The sequence below is a fragment of the Arthrobacter sp. D1-29 genome (assembly GCF_054130585.1).
The window spans coordinates 4,996,255-5,016,790 of the sequence record NZ_CP096383.1; the positions used below are offsets into that span (position 1 = coordinate 4,996,255).

Annotated in this window: 16 protein-coding genes; 6 read left to right on the forward strand and 10 right to left on the reverse strand. The window is 65.1% G+C overall.

What is annotated here, in order from left to right:
- Positions 1-18 precede the first annotated feature (18 nt).
- From M1E17_RS22750 to M1E17_RS22765, 4 genes are read right to left on the reverse strand one after another with little or no spacing between them, the layout of a single operon-like run.
- Positions 19-2,958, reverse strand: a complete 2,940-nt coding sequence (locus M1E17_RS22750; protein ID WP_457964373.1) for a beta-galactosidase — start codon at positions 2,956-2,958, stop codon at positions 19-21.
- Positions 2,959-2,960: 2 nt separating this feature from the next.
- Positions 2,961-3,815 (reverse strand): carbohydrate ABC transporter permease, encoded by an 855-nt coding sequence (locus M1E17_RS22755; protein ID WP_457964374.1) that lies wholly within the window; start codon positions 3,813-3,815, stop codon positions 2,961-2,963.
- A complete protein-coding gene (locus M1E17_RS22760) occupies positions 3,815-4,789 on the reverse strand; it encodes a carbohydrate ABC transporter permease (protein WP_457964375.1) in 975 nt (324 codons plus the stop codon). Before M1E17_RS22760 ends, M1E17_RS22755 begins: the two co-directional genes overlap by 1 nt.
- Positions 4,790-4,805: 16 nt before the next feature.
- Entirely contained in the window at positions 4,806-6,101 is a 1,296-nt protein-coding gene (locus M1E17_RS22765) for an ABC transporter substrate-binding protein (protein WP_457964377.1), read from the reverse strand.
- Positions 6,102-6,425: 324 nt separating this feature from the next.
- Here M1E17_RS22765 and M1E17_RS22770 point away from each other — a divergent pair, with 324 nt between their 5' ends.
- Positions 6,426-7,181 carry a class I SAM-dependent DNA methyltransferase gene (locus M1E17_RS22770; protein WP_457964379.1) on the forward strand — a complete coding sequence of 252 codons (756 nt, stop codon included), beginning with the start codon at positions 6,426-6,428 and terminating at the stop codon, positions 7,179-7,181.
- A 270-nt stretch (positions 7,182-7,451) separates the two neighbouring features.
- Here the strand turns inward: M1E17_RS22770 and M1E17_RS22775 are convergent, their stop codons facing one another.
- From M1E17_RS22775 to M1E17_RS22795, 5 genes are all read right to left on the reverse strand, one after another.
- Entirely contained in the window at positions 7,452-7,949 is a 498-nt protein-coding gene (locus M1E17_RS22775; protein WP_457964381.1) for a hypothetical protein, read from the reverse strand.
- Positions 7,946-9,253, reverse strand: coding sequence for a serine/threonine-protein kinase (locus M1E17_RS22780; protein WP_457964382.1), 1,308 nt, complete (start codon positions 9,251-9,253; stop codon positions 7,946-7,948). Before M1E17_RS22780 ends, M1E17_RS22775 begins: the two co-directional genes overlap by 4 nt.
- 73 nt (positions 9,254-9,326) lie before the next feature.
- Positions 9,327-11,210 (reverse strand): DUF2264 domain-containing protein, encoded by a 1,884-nt coding sequence (locus M1E17_RS22785; RefSeq protein ID WP_457964384.1) that lies wholly within the window; start codon positions 11,208-11,210, stop codon positions 9,327-9,329.
- A 28-nt stretch (positions 11,211-11,238) separates the two neighbouring features.
- The gene (locus M1E17_RS22790) at positions 11,239-12,420 is read right to left on the reverse strand and encodes a substrate-binding domain-containing protein (RefSeq protein ID WP_457964386.1); all 1,182 of its coding nucleotides are present in this window, start codon (positions 12,418-12,420) and stop codon (positions 11,239-11,241) included.
- Complete coding sequence (locus M1E17_RS22795) at positions 12,407-14,749, reverse strand: heparinase (RefSeq protein ID WP_457964387.1); 2,343 nt, start codon at positions 14,747-14,749, stop codon at positions 12,407-12,409. The genes M1E17_RS22790 and M1E17_RS22795 overlap by 14 nt, the downstream gene beginning before the upstream one ends.
- A 186-nt stretch (positions 14,750-14,935) precedes the next feature.
- Between M1E17_RS22795 and M1E17_RS22800 the strand changes: the two genes are divergently transcribed.
- From M1E17_RS22800 to M1E17_RS22820, 5 genes are all read left to right on the forward strand, one after another.
- A complete protein-coding gene (locus tag M1E17_RS22800) occupies positions 14,936-15,949 on the forward strand; it encodes a hydroxyacid dehydrogenase (RefSeq protein WP_457964389.1) in 1,014 nt (337 codons plus the stop codon).
- A gap of 111 nt (positions 15,950-16,060) precedes the next feature.
- Complete coding sequence (locus tag M1E17_RS22805; RefSeq protein WP_457964390.1) at positions 16,061-17,344, forward strand: ABC transporter substrate-binding protein; 1,284 nt, start codon at positions 16,061-16,063, stop codon at positions 17,342-17,344.
- On the forward strand, positions 17,341-18,264 hold the full coding sequence (locus M1E17_RS22810) for a carbohydrate ABC transporter permease (protein ID WP_457964392.1): 924 nt from the start codon (positions 17,341-17,343) through the stop codon (positions 18,262-18,264). Before M1E17_RS22805 ends, M1E17_RS22810 begins: the two co-directional genes overlap by 4 nt.
- The gene (locus M1E17_RS22815; RefSeq protein ID WP_457964393.1) at positions 18,264-19,205 is read left to right on the forward strand and encodes a carbohydrate ABC transporter permease; all 942 of its coding nucleotides are present in this window, start codon (positions 18,264-18,266) and stop codon (positions 19,203-19,205) included. Before M1E17_RS22810 ends, M1E17_RS22815 begins: the two co-directional genes overlap by 1 nt.
- Positions 19,202-19,975 carry a hypothetical protein gene (locus M1E17_RS22820; RefSeq protein WP_457964395.1) on the forward strand — a complete coding sequence of 258 codons (774 nt, stop codon included), beginning with the start codon at positions 19,202-19,204 and terminating at the stop codon, positions 19,973-19,975. Before M1E17_RS22815 ends, M1E17_RS22820 begins: the two co-directional genes overlap by 4 nt.
- Here M1E17_RS22820 and M1E17_RS22825 read toward each other — a convergent pair.
- Positions 19,972-20,445 carry a hypothetical protein gene (locus tag M1E17_RS22825; RefSeq protein WP_457964396.1) on the reverse strand — a complete coding sequence of 158 codons (474 nt, stop codon included), beginning with the start codon at positions 20,443-20,445 and terminating at the stop codon, positions 19,972-19,974. The two genes, M1E17_RS22820 and M1E17_RS22825, sit on opposite strands and share 4 nt — an antisense overlap.
- Positions 20,446-20,536 lie beyond the last annotated feature (91 nt).

Consider the following 20,536-nt stretch of genomic DNA (forward strand, 5'->3'; position numbering starts at 1 on the left):
TTCTACGTTCGATAAGGGTCAGCTATGCGCCCGTTGGCACAGCAGGGAGTCAAGCCGGCCCGCGGTGGTTCCGCGACTTTCAAGGAGCAGCGTGAGCCTGGCCTGCGGTTTCATCATAGGCGCCGGAAGCCAGATGACGCCGGGATCCCCGCCGCGCATTGAGGGCGCCGCACTGTCATCCTGGCGGCCAGCGCTGTGATCCTGGTGGCCGCTGCTGTCATCCTGCTGGCCGGGTATAACGCGGCCCAGCCGGATGCCGTCCAGCCAGGCGCTGATCATCAGCCCGGTTCCCTCTGCCCTTAGAAAGTATCCGCTGCCGGTTTCGAGCCCGGTCAGGTCAGGGGTCACCCAGCAGGCAGTGCCCGGAGGAACCTCAAGCGGAAGTTCCACCATGCCTGAGTCGGTCCCGGCGGCTTCTCCGGTGGGACTGGACCTGCCCAAGGTTCCGGCGGCGTGGGCCAGATCATCCAGCTGCTCCTGCGGAAGGGCCTGGACAGTGTACTCCCCGAGCATGGCGCCGGACAGGAGCGTGACGAAGCCGGGGCCGTTGGACGGATCATGCGGAAAGGACACCTCAACGTCCCACGCATCCGTCACGGGAGGCAGCCGCAGGTAGGCGTTTTCCGGGACGACCACAGCCGGTGCCAGGTTTCCGACACGTACGGTGATGGGTGAAACCAGCCCTGCAAAATGCAGATAGTTCTCCTCCTCCGGCGGCGCCGCAATCCTCTTCCGGTACTGGATGCCCACCCCCAGCCGGGAGCTGCTCCAGCCGCCGAAATGGCGAAGTGCACGGCCTGGCTCCGCCCATTGCCCGCCACCATGGACACGCCAGAGGCTGGAGACGTCGGTGGACCGGGTCACTGCCATGATTGCTCCGGGGCCACGGAGCGCACCCATGGCGAGCGCAGGCAACCTGGCGTCGTCAAAATTCGAGTGCCCCCAGATCTCAACGTCGGCAGTAAGTTCGCCGCCCCCTCCGGCCGGCAGGTCAACGACGGCCGCCGCCCCGAACGGGGTCAGCGTGCCCAGCGGCGTGGCTTCACCGGCGTCGGGGTTGAACGAGAGTGCGAGAATGTCTGCGGCCCCCGCGACGAGGAGCTGGGTGCACCCTGCCGGCACCGCCGCCCGATACCTGCCGCGGCCGGCGTAAACCCCCAACGCTTCCAGCGGCGGCGCCTCCGCGTGCAGGGCCGCCGGGATTTCTCCGTAGAGTTCCGCCGTTTCGGCCGCGAACACGGAAAGCCCGACGGCGGCGCCGCCGGTTTGATCCGTCAGCTCCTCCGGGTGCCCTGCCGCCGTTATTACTTCTCTTGGGGGCAAATCCATGCTCCACGCAAGCTGGGTGCCGTCGTCTAAAACCACTGAACCCGGCCCGGCTGACAGCTGCACCACCAGCTGGTTTCCGTTGTAGCTGACCTCGCCGTCCTGGACGGTGGGTGTCCCCGGGAATGCTGTGCTGAGGAACACCGCGGAGTCAGACACTGCGGGATCAGATGCCGCGGAGCCAGAAACCGCATAGTCAGACAGCGTGGACTCAAATACCGCCGAGACGATCAGCACGGCACCCGGTGAGGCGGCAAACGTCAGTTCAAGCCCAGCCGCCGTCCTGGCAACGCCGGTCAGTTCCGCCGTCGCCAATTCCAGGACGGCAGGGACTCCCCAGTCCTGTAAGGGCAGGCCAACCGGAACCAGGGGGCACTTTCCCGGCGGCACCTCAACGGCGGCCATGGCACCGCTGTCAGTCTTGACCTGCAACTGTCCTGGCTGCCCGCTGAGGTTGGGCAGGCCGGCCAAATAACCGCCGCCGGCCAGGGCGAGCACGGGTCGGACCGTGGACGTAGCGAAGTCCGGCACCAGCTCAACCGGGGAGTCGAGCACGGGAACCGCAGCCGCGAGCCTGGGGCCCAAGGCGTTGACGACCCCGGCCAGGATCTGGCCTTCGAAGAACTCAGGCCGCCGTGCGCCGTCGGAGGAGACGTACCCGCCAAAGTCATAGCTGTGGGTCATGAAGTTTCCGGGGCTGCCCCAATTCCCGCTGGAGGGATTCAGGCCGAAGTTCCAGCCGGAACTCTGCAGGTAGGGGGAGATGAGCCGGGCGCCGGCCAGCAGCTCCCGCCGCAGGGTCAGGTGCAGCCGGTTGGTCTCCGTCACCAGCAGGGGGTAGCCACGCGCCGCCAGTTCACGCTGGTAGGCAAGGACCTCGGCCTCAATCTCAGGTGATGAGTCATCGGGATAGAAGTTGGCCGCGGGCACCACTCCGGAGGCGCCGCCTGTTGCAGCCAGCAGATCCCCCTGGCCCGCGCAGGCGATGACCGGGACGGTGATTCCGGCCCCGGCAGCCTCGTCGGCGAGCGCCTGCATGTAGCCCGTGCGGTCCAGGCAGTCGAAGAAGTCGAGCTCGTTCTCGATCTGCAGCAGGATGATGCTGCCCCGCCGCCCGTGTTGGCGCTCCGCAAGGAGTGGAAGCACGGTCCGGTACCAGCCCAAAGCCTGCTCCAGGTACCGGGGTTCGTTTTGCCGCACTTTCAGCTCCGGATCCAGGCCCAGCCAGGCCGGCAGCCCGCCGCCGTCCACTTCTGAGCAGATGTACGGTCCCGGGCGGGCCATCACGTAGAGGCCCTCGGCCGCGGCAAGATCCAGGAACATGGCAACATCCCGGTGGCCGGAGAAGTCGAAGACGCCTGGCGCGGTCTCGTGAAAGTTCCAAGGGATGTAGACGTCCACGGCACGGTAGCCCGATTCACGGACCAGCCGCAGGCGTTCCTCCCATTGCTCCGGCGGAAGCCGGAAGTAGAACAGTGAAGAGCACAGCAGGAGCTGCGCTTCGCCGTCGATCATCAGCGCGCCGCCGTCGAGCATGACAGTGCTGCCTGGTGTGACGGTGCTGTTAGACGTGACGGTGCTGTCTGGTGTGATGGTGCTGGACGTAACGGCGCTGCCTGAAGCGGAACTCATGGCTACTTCACCCCTGCGCTTCCAGTGGAGATGTTCATCTCGTACATGTATCTCTGCCCGAAGTAGTAAATGATGATCATCGGCAGGGACAGGAAGATGGTGCCCACCATTACCAGGTTCCACGGGGGCGTCTGGAGCTCCTGGCTGGTGCTGGTCAGCAGCTGCACGCCCAGGGCCAGGGGCATCTTGGTGTCCTCGTTGAGGTAGATCAGGGGACCCATAAAGTCGCCCCAGGTGTAGGTCAGCGTGAAGATCGCAACGGCGATCAGGACCGGGGTCATCATGGGCAGGACAATCCGGCGGAAAATGCCGAAGTAGCCCAGGCCGTCAACCATCGCCGCCTCATCCATTTCCAGCGGTAGCCGCGAAACGAACTGCCGGATCAGGAAGATGTTGTACGCGTTGCCGAAGAAGTTGGGGATGATCAGTGGCAGGAAGGTGTTGATCCAGCCGAGCTCCTTGAACAGGATGAACTGCGGAATCATGGTGATCTGGGCCGGGATCATCATGGTGGCAAGCACCACCATAAAGGTGATGTTTTTACCCTTGGCCCGCAGCCTGGCGAAGGCGTAGCCCACCAGGGCGGACGAAAACACCTGCCCTATGGTGGAGAGCACCGAGATGATCACCGAGTTCATCACGAAGTTGCCCACCGGCTGCTGGGTCTGGAAGATCCGGACAAAGTTCTCCCAGCGGAACTCCGCCGGGATCAGGGAGAAGCTGCCCGTGCTGACGGTTTGGTCGCTGCTGAGCGCAATGGACACTACAAAGACCACGGGCGCGAAGAAGATCGCGGAGGCGACCAGCAGCCAGGCGTACGTGAACGCCGAGCTTTTGTAGACCTTAAGTTCGGCCATCAGTTCTTCACCTCAGTCTCGTAGAAAACCCACTTGCGTGCCGTGGCAAAGGCCAGCACCGTCAGCGCCATCACAATCAGGAACAGCACCCAGGAGATGGCCGAGGCGTAACCCATGCGGTAGTTCCGGAAGGCTTCGGTGAAGAGCAGCGGGACCACCATCTGGCTGGCGTTGTCCGGCCCGCCCTGGGTGAGGATGTACACCTGGGCGAACACCTGGAATGCACCGATGATGCCCATGATCAGGTTGAAGAAAATGATGGGGGTCAGCTGCGGAAAAGTGATGCTCCAGAACTGCCGCCTGGAGGAGGCGCCGTCGATCTCCGCTGCCTCGTAAAACTCCTGCGGGATGCCTTTCATGCCGGCGAGGAGCAGGACGGTGGCGCCGCCTGCCTGCCACAGCGAAAGCAGGATGATGGCGGGCTTGACCCAGTCGGAATCGAAAAGCCAGGCAGGGCCGTCGACGCCGAAAACAGCCAGGAACTTATTGAGCGGGCCGGCGTCGGGGGCAAGGACCATCTGGAAGATCAGGGCGACGGCGACGATGGGAACCAGGTGGGGCAGGTAGACCAGGGTGCGGAAGACCTTGCGTGCCCGCACCTTCTTGTTGAGCAGGGCCGCGAGCCACAGGGCGATGGCCATGCCGAGCGGAACGGAGAAGAAGGCGAAATAGAAGGTGTTCCAGAGCGACTTGTGGAACACCTCGTCCTCCGTCAGCAGCCGGGCATAGTTGGCGAATCCCACCCAGTTGGGGTCCGTGAAGGAATCCCAGTCAGTAAACGAAAGGTAGACAGAGGCCAGCATGGGCCCCAGGAGGAAGACCATAAACCCGACGATCCAGGGCGAGATAAAGAGCCAGAAGAACCTGGCTTCCTTGCGCCGCATGGAGCTGGGCCTGGCCCTTGGCTTGGGCGGGGTTCCGCCCCGCTCCGGCGCCGCGGCCGGAGCGGGGACAGTTTGCTCAACCGTAGTCATGACAGTTCCGGCGCTCCTAGGCCTTGACGACTGATTCGAGGCGCTTCTGAAGGTCGGCCGCAGTGGCAGCGGCATCGGACTTGCCCAGCCAGAAATCCGCCATGGCGTCCGTCATGGCCTTCTGCATTTCATTCCACTCCGGGATGAACGGCGGCTTGAAGATGGACGGGCCCGAATCCGGGAACACCTGCATATCGACGTCTGCCTTGAGCCAAGCCGGCTTCAGGAACTCCTGGCTCTTTTGCAGGTCCTGCCGGGCGGGAACGTCCTGCCCCAGGTCCATGATGGGCTTCTGGCCCTCGGCGGAGGTCATGAACTCGATGATCTTGAAGGCGTCGGCCGGGTTCTTGCTGCTGCGGGACACCGCCAGGCCGGACCCGAAGGCCGCGATGGCCTTTTCCTTGCCGCGCCAGATGGGGGCGACATCCCAGATGACCTTGTCCTGCTTGGCGAGGTTTCCGATGTTCCAGAAGCCAGTGCTGTTCATCATGACCTTGCCCGAGGCGAAGGCTGCGTCGCCGCCCACGCCGGCTCCCATGTTGGCGTAGTCCACCTTGGAGGGCGCCACCTTGTGCTTGTACAGCAGGTCCTGGCAAAACTGGAGGGCCTCGATGACCTCGGGGGTGTTCACCGTGGGTTTGCCGCTGGAGGGGTCGATGATGTGGCCCCCGTTCTGGTAGGCGAAGGACATCCAGATGGGCCACCATTCGGTGCCGCCGTAGCCGAAGACGCCGTCCCCGGTGAGTTCCTTGGCGGCCGAGAGCAGGTCATCCCACGTCCATTCAGCGGTGGGGGCGCCAATGCCCTTCTTCTCGAACTCGCCCTTGTTGTAGTAGAGGATCATGGCGCCGGCCCGGTCGGGAACGGCGTAGGTCTTGTCCTTGTACTTCCAGTTCTCGGCCACCGGGCCAAACGTTCCGGGGAGGTCCAGTGAAGCGCCGGAGATGTACTCATCCAGCGGCAGCAGCTGGTTTTTGGAGCTGTACGCGTTGGCGTCTTCGGCCACCTGCATGATGTCCGGTCCGGTGCCGCCGGAGATCATGGTTTGGACCTTCTGCGCGTAGTCCTTGTTGGGAATGATCTGAAGGGTGATCTTGTAGTCCGGGAACTTTGCCTTCGCCAGGTCCAGCCGCGCCTGGTACGCGGCCTTGTCCGGGTCGCCGCCCCAGACCGTCATCACGAATTCCTTGGGACCGGACGACGCCGGGGCAGCGGAACCGCCACAGGCTGTCAGCGTGATGATCCCGACGGCGGAGGCACCGAGCCCGGCCAGGACATTGCGGCGGGAGAGGTTGGTTTCCAGAAGCTTCATTGCATTCCCTTTCGAATGGCCGGCGCCAGCGCCGGCAACGTTTTTCTGAAATCTGGTTGCTGGACCCAGTCGGTGGATCAGTCGATGAAAAGGGTCGAACGGGTCCGGCTCGGGCTTACGCTATTGCTTATTCTAACCCTTGTCAATAGTCTGATGTGAGCCAGGACACGGCCCTGCCGCCGCATGCCAGCTGGCTTCGAAGGCCCACCAAAATGGCCCTTGGACCGTGGGACTTGCCGATTTGGATGGCGGTTTTTGTTGATCTGGAAGGCTTATGTGGAGTGCCTCTGGATGCCCGGCCCGCCCGGCTGGAATAGTGGCCGGATGATTAACCAGCAACAGCTCTGGGACGACGAGGCAGCGAAACAGTACGACACGCCCGGGGAGGGGATGTTCTCGCCCGAGGTACTGGCCCCTACGGTGGAGGTCCTGTCACGGCTCGCCGGCGACGGCCCGGCCGTTGAGTTCGCCATCGGCACGGGCCGTGTCGCCATCCCCCTCTACGAGGCAGGGGTCCGGGTCAGCGGAATCGAGCTGTCCCACGCGATGATCTCCCGGCTGCGCGAGAAGGTTGGAGAGGACAGGATTCCCGTGGTCCAGGGGGACATGACAGAGGCAACGGCGGGCGGGGAATTCTCGCTTGCGTTCCTGGTGTTCAACACCATCGCCAACCTCCTGTCACAGGAGGACCAGGTCCGCTGTTTCCAGAACGCCGCCCGTCATCTTGCCCCCGGCGGGCACTTCGTCATCGAGCTTTGGGTGCCGCAATTGCGTTCCCTGCCCCCTGGGCACGGCGGAACCGTGGAGGTGAGCCAGCCGGGCTATCTCCTGGTGGATACCTATGACGTGCTGCACCAGCATGTCATCTCCCACCACGTGCAGTTCGGCCCGGAACTGTCCGACGGGCGGGAAGCAAGGATCTCGCGCACACCTCACCGTTACATCTGGCCCAGCGAGCTCGACCTTATGGCGCAGCTGGCCGGATTTGAGCTGGAGTCCCGGTGGGCGGACTGGGACCGCAGCGAGTTCACCGCAGAATCCCGCAGCCACGTGTCTGTGTACCGGCTCACCGCACGCTGAAGGAGTGGCCAGGGCGGTGTTCGACCGGCGGAGCCCCGCTCGGTTGGGCAACGCCCGCCTGCTTGAGCGTCGCCCCACCACCGCTGCCCGTCAGCCCCCAGCGAAAGACGGGTCCCGGCCGGTCACGTCCGGAGCGGAGTCGTTTGTTCCGACCCCCGCCGCCGTGTGTTGCCGACGCAATATTTGCACGGAGTTCTCAAGATGGTGACGGCAATAGCTCAAGTTCTCCTCAAGACTCCGCGCCCAAACTGCGAACGGAATTGCCAGGGGTCAGTCGTCCTTCCCCTTATTTTTGTTTTCATCCTTGCCGTCTTCAGTTTTCCCGTCCTCGTCCTTGCCCTTCCCGTCATCCTCCTGGGGTGCAGCAGAGGAGACAGATGGGCTGGGTGTGGGGCGTTCGGCAGCGGCAATGGCAGCGTCCAGGTCGGCCCTGACCTTGGCAATTGCGGCCTCGATCCGGGACCGCCTCTCCTGTGACAGGCGTCCCTGGTCTCCGGCAGCCTGCACTTCATTGCCCAGCTGCTCCAGTTCAGCCACGGCACCATGGAACTCCTGTTCCGCGGCGAGCTGCTTCGCTGCGACAACCCGCGCCTGGAACTTTCCAGCCGCCTCTTCGTCCAGCTCAGGCGCACCGGCGCAACCAGCCAAGAGGGCGGCCGCCAGCAAGAACATGACGGCCCGACGAAGGAAACGGCGTCTGCGGGGAGGACCGACGGGCCCCAGTCCGGAGTCAGGAACCAACACGTTGCTGCGTTGAACGGCGGTCATGGCTTCACACTCTCTTCCAGTTCCTTGAAGTGCTCGCCCATCTGCCCTGGAATGACCGGTTCGGGAGCATTTGCAGGGCCAGGACCCGACGGAGGCACTGAATTCAGGAGCACAATGGCGATGAAGACAGCCACAGCCACAACCAACGCCCCGATGATCCATAGTTTTCGGCGGCCGGTGTTGCGGAGCAGCTTTCCCCAGCGCCGCGGCGAAACCTGCTCCCGGGGGACGGAGGCAGGCTTGCCGGAGGCCGGCTTGCGCGCCGGCGGCTGCGGAGGAGCCGGACGCCAGGACGTGGCGTTGGTTATCTCGCTGCTGGAAAGAGCCGGCAGCACTCCTCCTTCCCAACCACCTGGCGCTGCCGCATCAGGGCTTTGCCCTTGGCCGGCGCCCAGGATCAAGGTTCCCTGCGGACCCGGTGTTTCCACAGTGCCCGCGGGATCCACCGGCCCGGACAACGTGCGCCAGTCCCCGCCGTCGTGGAGGGCCGTGGCGATTGTTCCTGCATCCGGCCTCATGTCAGGATCGCGCGCAGTCATCGCGGTCAGCAGCGGTTTCCACCGGTTGCCCAACGCAGCCGGTACAACCGGGGCCCTGGACAACCGGGCCACAGCGGCCTCAAGCGGAGGGCCCGGAAATTCCGCTTTCCCGGTAAGGGCCTCCAGCAGCACCAGGCCCAATGAATAGATGTCCGCTGGCGGACCCACCGGTTCCCCGCTGGCCTGTTCCGGGCTCAGGTAAGCGGCTGTACCTGGAATCATGTTGGTGGCGGTGTGCCGAGTGCCGTCCAGCATCCGGGCGATGCCAAAGTCCGCGAGCTTTGCCCTGATGGTCGTATCAGAGCCATAGCGGGCCAGCAGGATATTGGCCGGTTTAACGTCACGGTGCACCACCTCATGGTGATGGATGTACTGCAGCGCCTCAGAAAGCTCCGCCCCTATCCGTGCTGCTTCCGTCCCCGTCAGAGGGCCTGCCCGCAAATGACGGTGGAGGTCGATCCCCGGGATCAGCTCCATCACCAGGAAGGGAACGTCCCTCTGCCCCTGGACGAGGGAGCCGGCGTCGAACAGTGTCACCAGGCCGTGATGGTTCAGCCGGGCAAGCAAACGAACTTCGCTTTGCTGCCTGCTGAGCTCAGCCGCGTCCGCAACGTCGGCGCGGAAAATCTTGAGGGCCACGTCGCGCCCCAGCGCCAGATCAGTACCGCGGTACACGGTGCCCATCCCGCCGTGGCCCAGTACCTCACCCACCCTGTAGCGCTCCTGCAGCACTGTTCCCTGCATTCCGGCATCAGTGTCCTTCACTGGCGGACCACCTTCCGTCAGCATTGATTCTAGAGCCCGGCGCCAGTGCTGAAACCCGCCTATGCCCGGCGCATCATCGCTCCGCCAGCGATTGCCAACGCAGCGATGGCACCTTCGCCAGCCGCGCAGCCTCAACGGCAGCCGGAACATCGTTTCCGCCGAAACCCACCACCACCCCGTACACACCATCTGATGCGGGTCCCGACGTCCCCGCCCAGGGCACAACCAGGCCTGTCCCCATGGGCTGCGGTTCCTCCCGCACCAGGCTGCCGGCGTCGTCGAGCGCCTCTCCCTGCTCCAGCGGCACCACCAAACTGAAGAGTTCCGACGCCGGATCCAGCGGCCAGCCCCCGATCCGGAGGCGCGCCGGCGGGCAGTCAGCCATTCCGCGGAGCCGGACCAGCCGCACCTCCACCGGGCCGCTGGTGAAGGAACTGACCGTCACTTCCGGCCCTGGCGTCACCAGCCCGGCAACGCCGCTCCCATGGTCCGGACCCGCGGCGCCTGGCAAGGATATCCAGCTAACCGGGCCACCGGATGATCCCTCCAGGCTGCCGTCGGCGGCGGCCAGGTGGTGCGTTGCAAAGCCGGTGCGGTGGGTGAGGCGGCCGGCGTCGTCCACCAGCACGACGGCGTTATCCATGGATTCCGACGAAAGGTCAGGGAAGCTGTGGGTGGAGTACCCCAGCCTGGCGTAGAGGGCTGAGTCCGTCAGCCGGTCCCCCTTGCGCGCATGGTCCGTGCCGTGGTTGGTGACCCTGACGATGCCGTCCGCCCGTGTGCCGTTCACCATCCAGCCCGGAGCGGAAATGAGCCGGCTGGTGTCGCCGGACTCCACCGGCAGCGGCTCCTCCACGGCAGTCCACACGCGGTGGCTCGCCGGAAGGGCCAGGCCCAGCATCCCCTTGGCCGCCCAGTAGGGTGACCCTGCGCCGGAGTAGGACTGCTTCATGCCGCTGAATTCGCCGTGCCAGCCGATGGAAAGCAGGCCCTCGCTGTTGATGGCGCCGTGGCGGGTGAAATAGTCCAGCATCCCGGAGGCGGCCCGCCGGCTGGTGCCCGGCGAAAGCCGGGAATGCCCGGAGAGCTCGCCCACCCAGAACGGCGCGGCGGCAGCAAACCGGTAGATCAGGCTGCGTCCCTGGATCAGGGGCGAGCCGTTGGCGCCCACCAGGTGGACGGCGTCGTCGAGGTAGTCCGCAAGACGGTCGCCGTCGAGGGTTCCGCGGGCCTTTATCCGGGGGTCCTCCGGCGCCATGAGGGCCCAGAGCTGAGGGTAGACGTGGAAGGCCCAGCCCACGTAGTGGTCGTAGGCGCGCTCCGGGCCGTCCGCAAACCAGCCATGGCCGCGGTAAAGGGAATCGTGGACCGCCAGCCCGGCCTCGATGTCCGCGGCGGAGGACTTGCCGCCCACACTTTCCAGGAAGGTTTCCACCACGATCTGGAACCATACCCAGTTGATGGGTGGGTAGTCGCCGCCGATCACCGTCTCAAACCAGGCGATGAGCTGTTCCTTCACGCGCTCGGGCAGCTTGTCCCACAGCTGCTCCCGCGTCAGCGCCAGGCCCACGGCCAGCGAGGCCGCCTCCACCTTGGCCTGCCCCAGTTCCGCGGGGGTGGGCCAGCGGTCCGGCGAGCGCGGATCGGTTCCCGCGTCCAGGCCCTTGGCGTACCACTCCGCAAGCCAGCCGGTACGCTCAGGCTCCCCTGCCATCCGGAAGGACGCCAGCAGGAACGTGCGGGCAAAGGCTTCCAGGGAATCACTGCGGGGACCATAGGCGCTGTTGGCCCCGGGCAGGTGGATGTTCGCGTGGTCATCCGTCGCGAACCGGTGGGCCGAGCGCAGCAGGAAATCGGCGTAGGCGCACCAGTGTTCCCTGGTGAGGCCGGTGTGGGGCGAGAGCTCCCGGTTTTCGGCGGGAAGATTCAGCGGCGGGACAGTCTGCGGGATAGTCATCAACGTTGGTCCTTGGAAGGTAGGAAAGTCAGGTTGCGGGGGCCATGCCTGCGGCGGGGACGGCCTGGTCCCCGGCCTCTGCCGGGGTGCGGGGACCGCCCAGCGAGGATTCACGGACAATCAGGTCAGGGTTCAGCTGGATCCTGTGCACCGGACGTTTCCGGCCCTCGGCCAGCCGTGCGGTGACCAGCTGGACCACCACCCGTCCCACATACTGCTTGGGCGGCCGGACCGCGGAAATGGCGGGCTCGGCCAGGTAGGCCACTTCGTCGTCGTACCCCACCACCGCCATGCCGCCGGGAACGTGGACGCCGCGGTCCACACAATGCTGCACAAAGGCGACGGCCTGGGTGTCCGAATGAACCAGCATGGCAGTGGTCCCGGTTTCCCGGCACCACTCCAGGATGCGGTCAAAATGCGCGGCACGGTTCCCCGCCGCCACCTCGGCCGAATCCTCGCTGACCGACTCCTCCAGCGGGATCCGCAGGGCGGCCAGTGCCTGGCGCCAGCCCCGGACCACGTGCGAACTGGTGGGGCTGGATGAATCGGTCATGCAGCCGATCTTGCGGTGCCCCTCCTGCCACAGGTGGCGGGTGGCCATTCCGGCCCCGAAGGCGTGGTCCGTGGCCACCCACTCCAGGCGGTGGGCGGGAGTGTCCGTCGGTGCGCGCCGCTCTGCCAGCACCACCGGAAGGGGCAGGGCGTTGAGCCACCGCAGCAGTTCGTGGCCTCCCTCGCCCGTCATATCCGGCGCCACGATCAGGCCATCGAGATTCTGGGTGTCCAGCAACGCCTGGACTTGCCGGCGGTTGTCCGCGGCGTCGTAGCTTGAACCGCGGACCACAATCCTTGCCTGCAGTTCCTCGGCCTCCGCACGGGCGCCGCTGATGACCTGGGGCCAGTAGTAGTCCAGGGACGGGACCACCATGCCGATCGAGTACCTGTGTGAATGTTGGTGGCGTGCTTTGGAAGCCGATCTGTCCAGCGGGCTGGGCAGAGTGGCGCCGCCGTGAACCCGCGACACCAGGCCCTCCTCGGCCAGAAGGTTCACATCCCGGCGGATGGTCAGCTCACTCACACCCAGCTCAGCCGCCAGCCCCCGCACCGTGATGGAGCCGTGGGCACGCAACTCCTCCATCAGCCGCTCCCGGCGCTGCAGCGAAAAGAGTGACCTGCCGGCCGGTTCCGCGGTCCCTTCAGGACTCATCATTGGCCTCCACAGTCAGGGTGAACGCGCCGGCGGCGCGCATGTGTGCGGGCATCCGGAACCGGAGCCTGGTCAGTTTGCTGCCCCAGATGTTTGCCAGGAGGGGATCATCGAGGAGCCACTCGTCCACCAGTACGACGGCGGCTGCAGGCTCCCAGCGCAGCAGCCCGCCGCGCCGGTCTTCGTTGGGAATGAGGTGGGAAATCCCGCCGGGAGTCGCGATGGAAGTTCCGCCGGGAACCCTGCCTGGAACTCCGTCAGGAATTTCCCTGGGGCGGATGGTTGCCATCCCTCGCGGAGTCCGCTCAAGAGTCCTGCCGGGAACTCCGCCGGGAATTCTGCTGGGGCGGATGGTTGCCGTCCCGACCGGGCCCATCGTCACGGTTCCGGAGAGCAGGTAGTGGATGTCGACGTCGGGGGTTCCGGAGGGAGCCTCGGGGGTTCTGCTGACGGCAGGGTTTGGTGACGGCAGGTTCCAGCGGTCCTCAATCAGCACCCGGGCTTTTCTCCTCTCGGAGGCCCCGTTGCCGGCAGGGTTCGGCGGCGACGAAGCCCTGACCAGTGACGCGGAACGTACCCAGCGGTTGGCGGGGCCCAGCCCGTATGCTTCCCCCAGCCCGAGGACCAGCCGCGGTTTCTCCGGGGTGGGCGCCTCCTGCACGGCTGCGGCGAACTTCCGGCCGGTGCCCTGCTCCAGGCCGAACGGGGCAGGGACGTTGTGCCATGCACTCTGCATCGCCCTGATGGCGTACCTGTCCGGGCCGAACGTTTGGGCGGTGTACGTGGGCTGGCCGGCGTCCACCAGCAGCGGCACGCCGTCCACGGCCACCACCACAGAGCCAACATCCCGGTGGTTATGGTGTTCGCCATTGTGGCCGCCCTTGGCAGCAAGGACCAGGCCATCGGTCCGGCCTGGATTTTCGCGGGCCAGCATGATCTGCACCGATTCCAAGTAGGTGAAGCCGATTAATGGCGGTGCGGGCGGTTCCGGAATCCCCTCGCCGCCGGTTCCCTTCCGTTGCCCGGCGTCCGCGAGCGCCCGCAGTGTCCTGCCCAGCCCACGCCGAACATCGAGGACGTCCGGCTGTGGTGCCGTGCTGTGTTGTGTGCGTTGGGCCGTCGCGTGGCGTGCGGCGTTATGGTCCCCAAGCCGTTCGCCCCACCGCCGGACCAGGTCCCAGGGGAGGTCGGTACCACCCTTGGCCGGACCGTCCGCCACGTTCAGGTACCAGTCGTGGCCAAGGTGCATGCGGTGCGGGAAGGCCACCAGTTCCCGGACCACCGGGATGTTGCCGTCGAGCCTTCCTGCCGTTGCGTCCTCCAGGACGGCCAGCGCTTCCAGGGCCCGCCCGGCTCCGTTCCACCAGTACGAAAAGCCTTCGTCGACGGCGCCGTCCGCCGGCATCGATGCCAGGAAGCGGTCCAGTCCTTCAATGGCCAGGGCGATAGTTTTGGCCTGCAGCCCGGGATCGTCCACGAGGACGACGGCGGCAGCAATCACGTTGGAGTGGATCCAGGGGTTCCAGTTGTGGACGTCGCCGTCCAGGCCCAGCCAGTGCCAGTCATGGCGGTTTAGGAAGGGGCGGACCACGCGATCCAGGACCTCCCCGCGGATCCGGCGGCGCAGGCCGGGGGCCCGCTGGTCCAGTTGGTCACCCAGGAGCAGGTCCAGCCAGGCCAACTGGGCAGCAACTTCTCCTGCCCCGAGGTCCAGATAGGGCTCTGATCGTTCCGGGACCACGTGTCCCAGCCGATGATAGGCGTCCTCGTGGGCGGCCCAGCACCAGGAACTTTGCTCACAGAGCAGGTACGCGCCATCAATGACGTCGTCCAGCCATTCGTTGAAGGCTGCCACGGAGTCCGGCTCCCCGGGCTTCTCTGTGCTTGGCCCGTCGCCCGGCTCGGCGCCCTGTTCGACGCGTCGGGACAGGCAGGCCATGACCACCGCCCGGGTCAGCCGCTGCTGCCTGGCCGCCACCAGGTCCTCGTAAGCTGTCCGGTTGCCGTCCCTGAAGTACCGGGCGTAGTGGGAGAGCAGGGGCTGAGGCCAGGGGGCACTGCGTTCGGCTTCCGCCTCCCCCTGCAAACCCGCCAGTGCCGTCCCGGTCGGCCACGTTTTCTGCCCTTCTGCTTCCCTGTTGGCCAGGCGTTCGCGGCCACCCCGCAGTGTCCTGAGCAGTGCGTCCTGTGTGGCTTCAGTTCCCCAGGCGGCCGCCAGCGGTCCCTGGAAGGTTCCGCGTGCGGATATGTTTTTCGGGTGCCGGGTTTTCAGCTGCCCGCGGCCAACCTGCTCGTCGGCGTCCGGCTGGGAAGCGCTCACGTGAGTGGGCATCCGGCCCGCCTTCCTCTGAGAATCGGCAAACCAGCAATGTTCGAACTTGAATGTTTGTGATCAATGCTGTTTGAACTGATTGATTTCTTGTGAGTATGAGTATGTACTGCTTTCCAGACGTGATGCAAGACATAAAACGGCCGGGTAGTCCAGGCCGGACGATCCCGGAAAGGACGGCCAGAGGCAATGCCGCGGAAACCCAAAGCGCTTCTGCTGATGAACCGGTCCACCCTGAATGACCAGTTCGATTCCAGCCGCCTGGAGCGGCTCGGCGGCCTGGTGGAACTGGACACACCTCACTGGGCAGACAGCTTGGCCGACCCTCAGGTTGCTGCCCGCCTGCCCGAGGTCGAAGTCCTGCTGACCAGCTGGGGCGTACCCCGGCTGGACCGCGAGGCACTCGACCGTATGCCCCGCCTCCGGGCCGTCTTCCACTGTGCCGGTTCCGTCCGCTCCTTCGTCACCGAGGAACTGTGGGAGCGCGGGATCGTGGTGACAACCGGAGCGGAAGCGAATGCCATACCTGTGGCGGAGTTTACGTTCGCGTCCATCGTCCTGGCCGGCAAGAAAGCACAGGTCCTGGCGAACGCTTCGCGCATTGCGCGGGAGGACTGGACGTACTCAACCGCCTACGGCGAGCTCGGCAACGTTGGCCGGACCATCGGCGTCGTCGGCTTCTCCCGGATCGGGCGCCGGGTTGTCCAGCTCGTCCAGCAACTGCAGGACGTCACCTGCCTTGTCTCGGACCCGTATGCCGAACCTGACACCGTGGCGGCCGCAGGCGCGCGGCTGGTCACGCTGCAGGAGTTGCTGCAGACCTCCGATATTGTCACCATCCACGCCCCCGCGCTCCCGGAAACGCACCACATGATCGGCGCGGAACAGCTCGCCGCAATGAAGGACCATGCCACCCTCATCAACACTGCCCGGGGATCGCTCGTGGATACAAAGGCCCTGGAAGCGGCATGTACCACCGGCCGGCTCCACGCGATTCTGGACGTGACAGAACCCGAACCGCTGCCGGCCGGATCCGTGCTCTATGACCTCCCAAATGTGGTGATAACTCCGCATATCGCCGGCTCCCTGGGCACCGAAACCCGCCGCATGTCGGACGTTGCCATGGACGAACTTGTTCGGTACCTGGCAGGGAAGGACCTTACTGCCGAGGTCCTTTCAAAACACCTTGACCTCATCGCCTAGCCACCACCGCTGCCAACCAATTCCGTTTCCACCAGCACCTTTTCAACCAACCCCGCTACACCACACCGCCGCAGCAGCAGCGAATCCAACCCCAGTAAAAGGAGAACCGCAATGAAGCGCACCACTCTCGTGGCGATAGCCCTCGCCGCCACTGCCAGCCTCGGCCTGACCGCCTGCGCGGGTGCGGCCGGCCCCGCCGAAACGGCCAGTGTGGACGAAAAAACCACACTCAGCATTTCCGTCTGGAACTACGAGGGGACACCGGAATTCAAGGCGCTGTTCGACGGCTACGAAGCTGCACATCCCAACGTCGACATCGAACCGGTGGACATCCTTGCCGATGACTACCCCCAGAAAGTAACCACCATGCTGGCCGGTGGCGACACCACCGACGTCCTCACCATGAAGAACGTCATCGATTACTCCCGCTACGCCAGCAACGGCCAGCTCCAGGAAATCAACAGTGTGGTGGACACCCTGGACAAGGACAACCTCGCCGGGCTGGACGCCTTCGACGTCGGCGGAAAGTACTTCGCCGCCCCGTACCGCCAGGACTTCTGGCTCCTTTACTACAACAGGGACCTCTTTCAGGCCGCCGGCGTGGAAGATCCCGCAAACCTCACGTGGGATGAATACGCAGCCCTCGCCCAGAAGCTCACCACCAAGGGCGCGGACGGCAAGACCGTCTACGGCACCTACCAGCACGTCTGGCGCTCAGTTATCCAGGCCATCGCCGCCGCCCAGAACGGCGGCGACCAGGTCGGCGGCGATTACGGCTTCTTCAAAGACCAGTACAACACGGCCCTGGAGCTGCAGAAGAGCGGCGCCACTCTGGACTTCGGCACCGCCAAGAGTCAGAAGACCAGCTACCGCACCATGTTCGAAACCGGCCAGGCTGCCATGATGCCCATGGGCACCTGGTACATCGCCGGCATTCTCCAGGCGAAGAAGGACGGAAAGACCAACGTCAACTGGGGCCTGGCTCCGATGCCGCAGAAGAACTCCGGCGGCGATGTCACCACCTTCGGCTCCCCCACGGCATTCGCCGTCAACAAGAACGCGGCACACTCTGAGGAAGCCAAGAAATTCATTGCGTGGGCCGCCGGTGAAGAAGGCGCCAAGGCCATTTCGAAGATCGGGGTCGTGCCTGCCCTGCAAAATGACGCGGTAACGGACGCCTACTTCACCCTGGATGGCCTGCCCACCGACGAACTGTCGAAGAAGGCCTTCACCCCTGACGAAACAGCACTGGAAATGCCTGTGAGCGACAAGTCCGCCGCGACCGACAAGATCCTCAACCAGGAGCACGACCTCATCATGGTGGGCGAGCGCTCCGTGGCTGACGGCATCACGGAGATGGGCAAGCGGGTCAAGAGCGAAGTCCTGGGCCAGTGACAACAGAAACACTCAAGCGGGCCCCGGCTGTCATCAGCCGGGGCAATCGGAAGCAGGCCCGGCGCAACACGCTGGTGGGCTGGACCTTCATCCTCCCCAACTTCCTGGGGTTCCTGGCCTTCACCCTCATTCCCGTCCTCGCCGCGTTCGCCCTCTCGTTTATGGAATGGACCTCCTTCAGTGCCCCGCGCTGGGTGGGCCTGGCAAACTTCCAGAGGATGGTCCAGAGCGACACCTTCTGGGTAGCACTGCGCAACACGGTGGTCTACGCCCTGGGGCACGTCCCGCTGACCATGGCCCTTGCCCTGGTCCTGGCGTTGCTCCTGAACCGCAAACTCAAGGGCATCGGCTTCTTTCGGGTAGCCATCTTCTTCCCGTACATCACCTCCCTGGTGGCGGTCGCCGTCGTCTGGAACATGCTTTTCAGCCCGGACAGCGGCCCCATCAACCAGTTCCTGCATGCCGCGGGCGTCGCAGAAGCTCCGGGCTGGACCTCCAGCTCCGACTGGGCCATGCCGGCGGTGATCATCACCAGCGTCTGGCGGGACATGGGCTACTACATGATCCTGTACTTAGCCGGGCTCCAGGCCATCCCCACCGAACTCTACGAAGCAGCGGAAGTGGATGGCGCCAGCCCCTGGCAGCGCTTCTGGAACGTTACGCTGCCGTCGCTGCGGCCCACCACATTCTTTGTAGTGGTCATGCTGACCGTATCCAGCTTCAAGGTCTTTGACTTGATTGTGGTGATGACCAACGGCGGGCCGGGCCGGGCCACTACGGTGCTGTCCCAGCTCATCTACCAGGAGGGAATCGGCGAGGGCAAGTTCGGCTACTCCTCGGCCATCTCCCTCGTGCTCTTCGTCATCGTCCTGACGATTACCGTCCTGCAATTCAAGCTCCAACAGCGGAGGGAACGCTGATGACCGACATGGCCGAAGACCTCAAGGCCCCTGATCTCAAAGAGACAGGGCCCTCGAGGGGCGGGGCATTCAGCCCGGAAGACCGCCGTCGTTCCCAGCGCAGGCGGTCCACGCGCGAACAGAAGAAGCGGACCAGCGACGCCATCATCTACTGCGTCCTGGCGGTGCTGGTGGTAGCGCTGATGGTGCCGTTCATCTGGATGGTTTCCTCCTCCCTGAAGGAGAACAACCAGGTCCTAACGGTTCCCATCCAATGGATCCCGTCGGAGTTCGTGTGGAGCAACTACACCGATATCTGGACCCGCATCCCGATGACGGGGTACCTGCAGAACTCGCTCTACCTGGCCGTGATCATCACCTGCCTGCAGGTCCTCACCGGGTCCCTCGCGGCGTACGGGTTCTCGAAGGTCCGCTTTCCGGGCCGGGACGTGCTGTTCCTTGCCTACATCGGCACCATCGCCGTGCCGTGGCAGGCCTACATGGTGCCGCAGTACATCATGATGCAGAACCTGGGACTGACCAACAGCTTTAACGCCCTCATCCTGCTCCAGGCCTTCGGCGCGTTTGGAGTGTTCCTGATGCGCCAGTACTACATGACCATCCCCGATGAGCTCTGCGAGGCCGCCCGCATCGACGGCCTTAGCGAGTACGGCATCTGGGCCCGGGTGATCCTGCCCCTGTCCAAGCCGGCCCTGGCCAGCCTGGCACTGCTGACGTTCGTGAATACCTGGAACGACTACATGGGCCCCTTCATCTACCTCACCAGCAACAGGTTGTGGACGGTGCAGCTGGGACTGCGCTCCTTCGTGGGCCAGTTCGACGCCGAATTCGCCATGATCATGACAGGCTCCGTCATCTCTGTGGTTCCCATCCTCATCATCTTCCTGGTGGGTCAGCGTTACTTTATCCAGGGCATCGCGACGAGCGGGATGAAGGGATGAGCTCTGTTCGCCAGCATGCGACACCGCCGATGCGGCACCGCTGGACCGGGCTGGGGTTCGAAACCTTCGGCAGCATCTTCGGGTTCGTCTACACGTTCCTGGCGGGGAACGTGATGCTGGCCCTGGCCAACGCCCCGCTTGTGCTCTGCCTCGCCCTCGTGGCCGACCCCATGGCATCGTGGCCGTTCTTCCTGGCGGTTTCGGTCACAGTCCCGCCGTCACTGGGCGGCCTGTTCGCCGCTTTCCAGGCACTGAACGACGACGGCGGTGCAGTCAAGCCGTTTGCCTCCTTCCTCCGGGGCTACGTGCGCAGCTTCCGCCACACCGCACCGCTGGGGCTGGCAGCCATTGCGCTGCTGCTGTTCCTGGGCGTGGACCTCGTGGCTGTTCAGTCGATGCCCGGGGCAGGGCTGCTGGTACCGCTCATCGTGCTGGCGGCTGCTGTCACGGTGAGCGCCGCTGTGATGGTGATCGCCGGCGTCGTACTTCTCCCCGGGGCACGGCTCAAGAGCCTGGCCAAGGCATCGCTCTACCTGTGCGTCCAGCGCTGGTACCTGAGCCTGGCCCTGCTGGTCCTGCTCGGCGTCATCGCTTCGGCGGCGTTGCTGCAGCCGGTGATCGGCGTGGCCCTGGCACCTGCGCCGCTGCTTTTTGTTGTGTGGAGTAACGCGTCGTTTGCGTTCCAGGCGGTAATGGCCCGCCCTGCCCCAACTACCCGCCCTGCCCCAACTAAAATCCCTGGAGTGGCGTGCCAGCTACGCGAGGGCTAGGGGCGGGCGGACCGGGCGTCCGCTGCGGCGATGAGCTTTTCAGCTTCCGCCAGGATCCCGTCAACAACCGCGGGACGATCTCCGGCCCGCCGGCCGGAACGCCCGTGGGACTGTTCGTGAGCAGGTCCGTCGGCACGAAGCCCGGGAGCGCCGGCGGAGAGCCGAGAGAGCTCCTGGGCCTGGATTCCCACCGCCAGCGCACTCATCAGGTCAGCGTCCTCCGCCGTGGCCAGGTCGCTGCCAACGAGCTGGACCAGCACGCGCATCCCCGCGAGGCGTCGCTGCGGATCAGCATCGTTCAACGCCGAGTCGATGGCCCACTGCGCGCGTTTCCACCACTGGTCCCGCCTGTCCGCGTGGGCCTTTTGCCGGTAGGCCAGGTACGCCACCAGGACCACTCCGAACGTGGCCAGCGGTGCTATCGCGGACACGCCCAGCACACCGTTCCAGATCACGTCGAGGATCTCCATGTCCCTACTCTAGGCAGGCGCATCGTCACAGAGCCGCTGACGCACTCACGTGGCAGAAACAGGGCTGGTTCAGAGAACTAACCGGCACCTA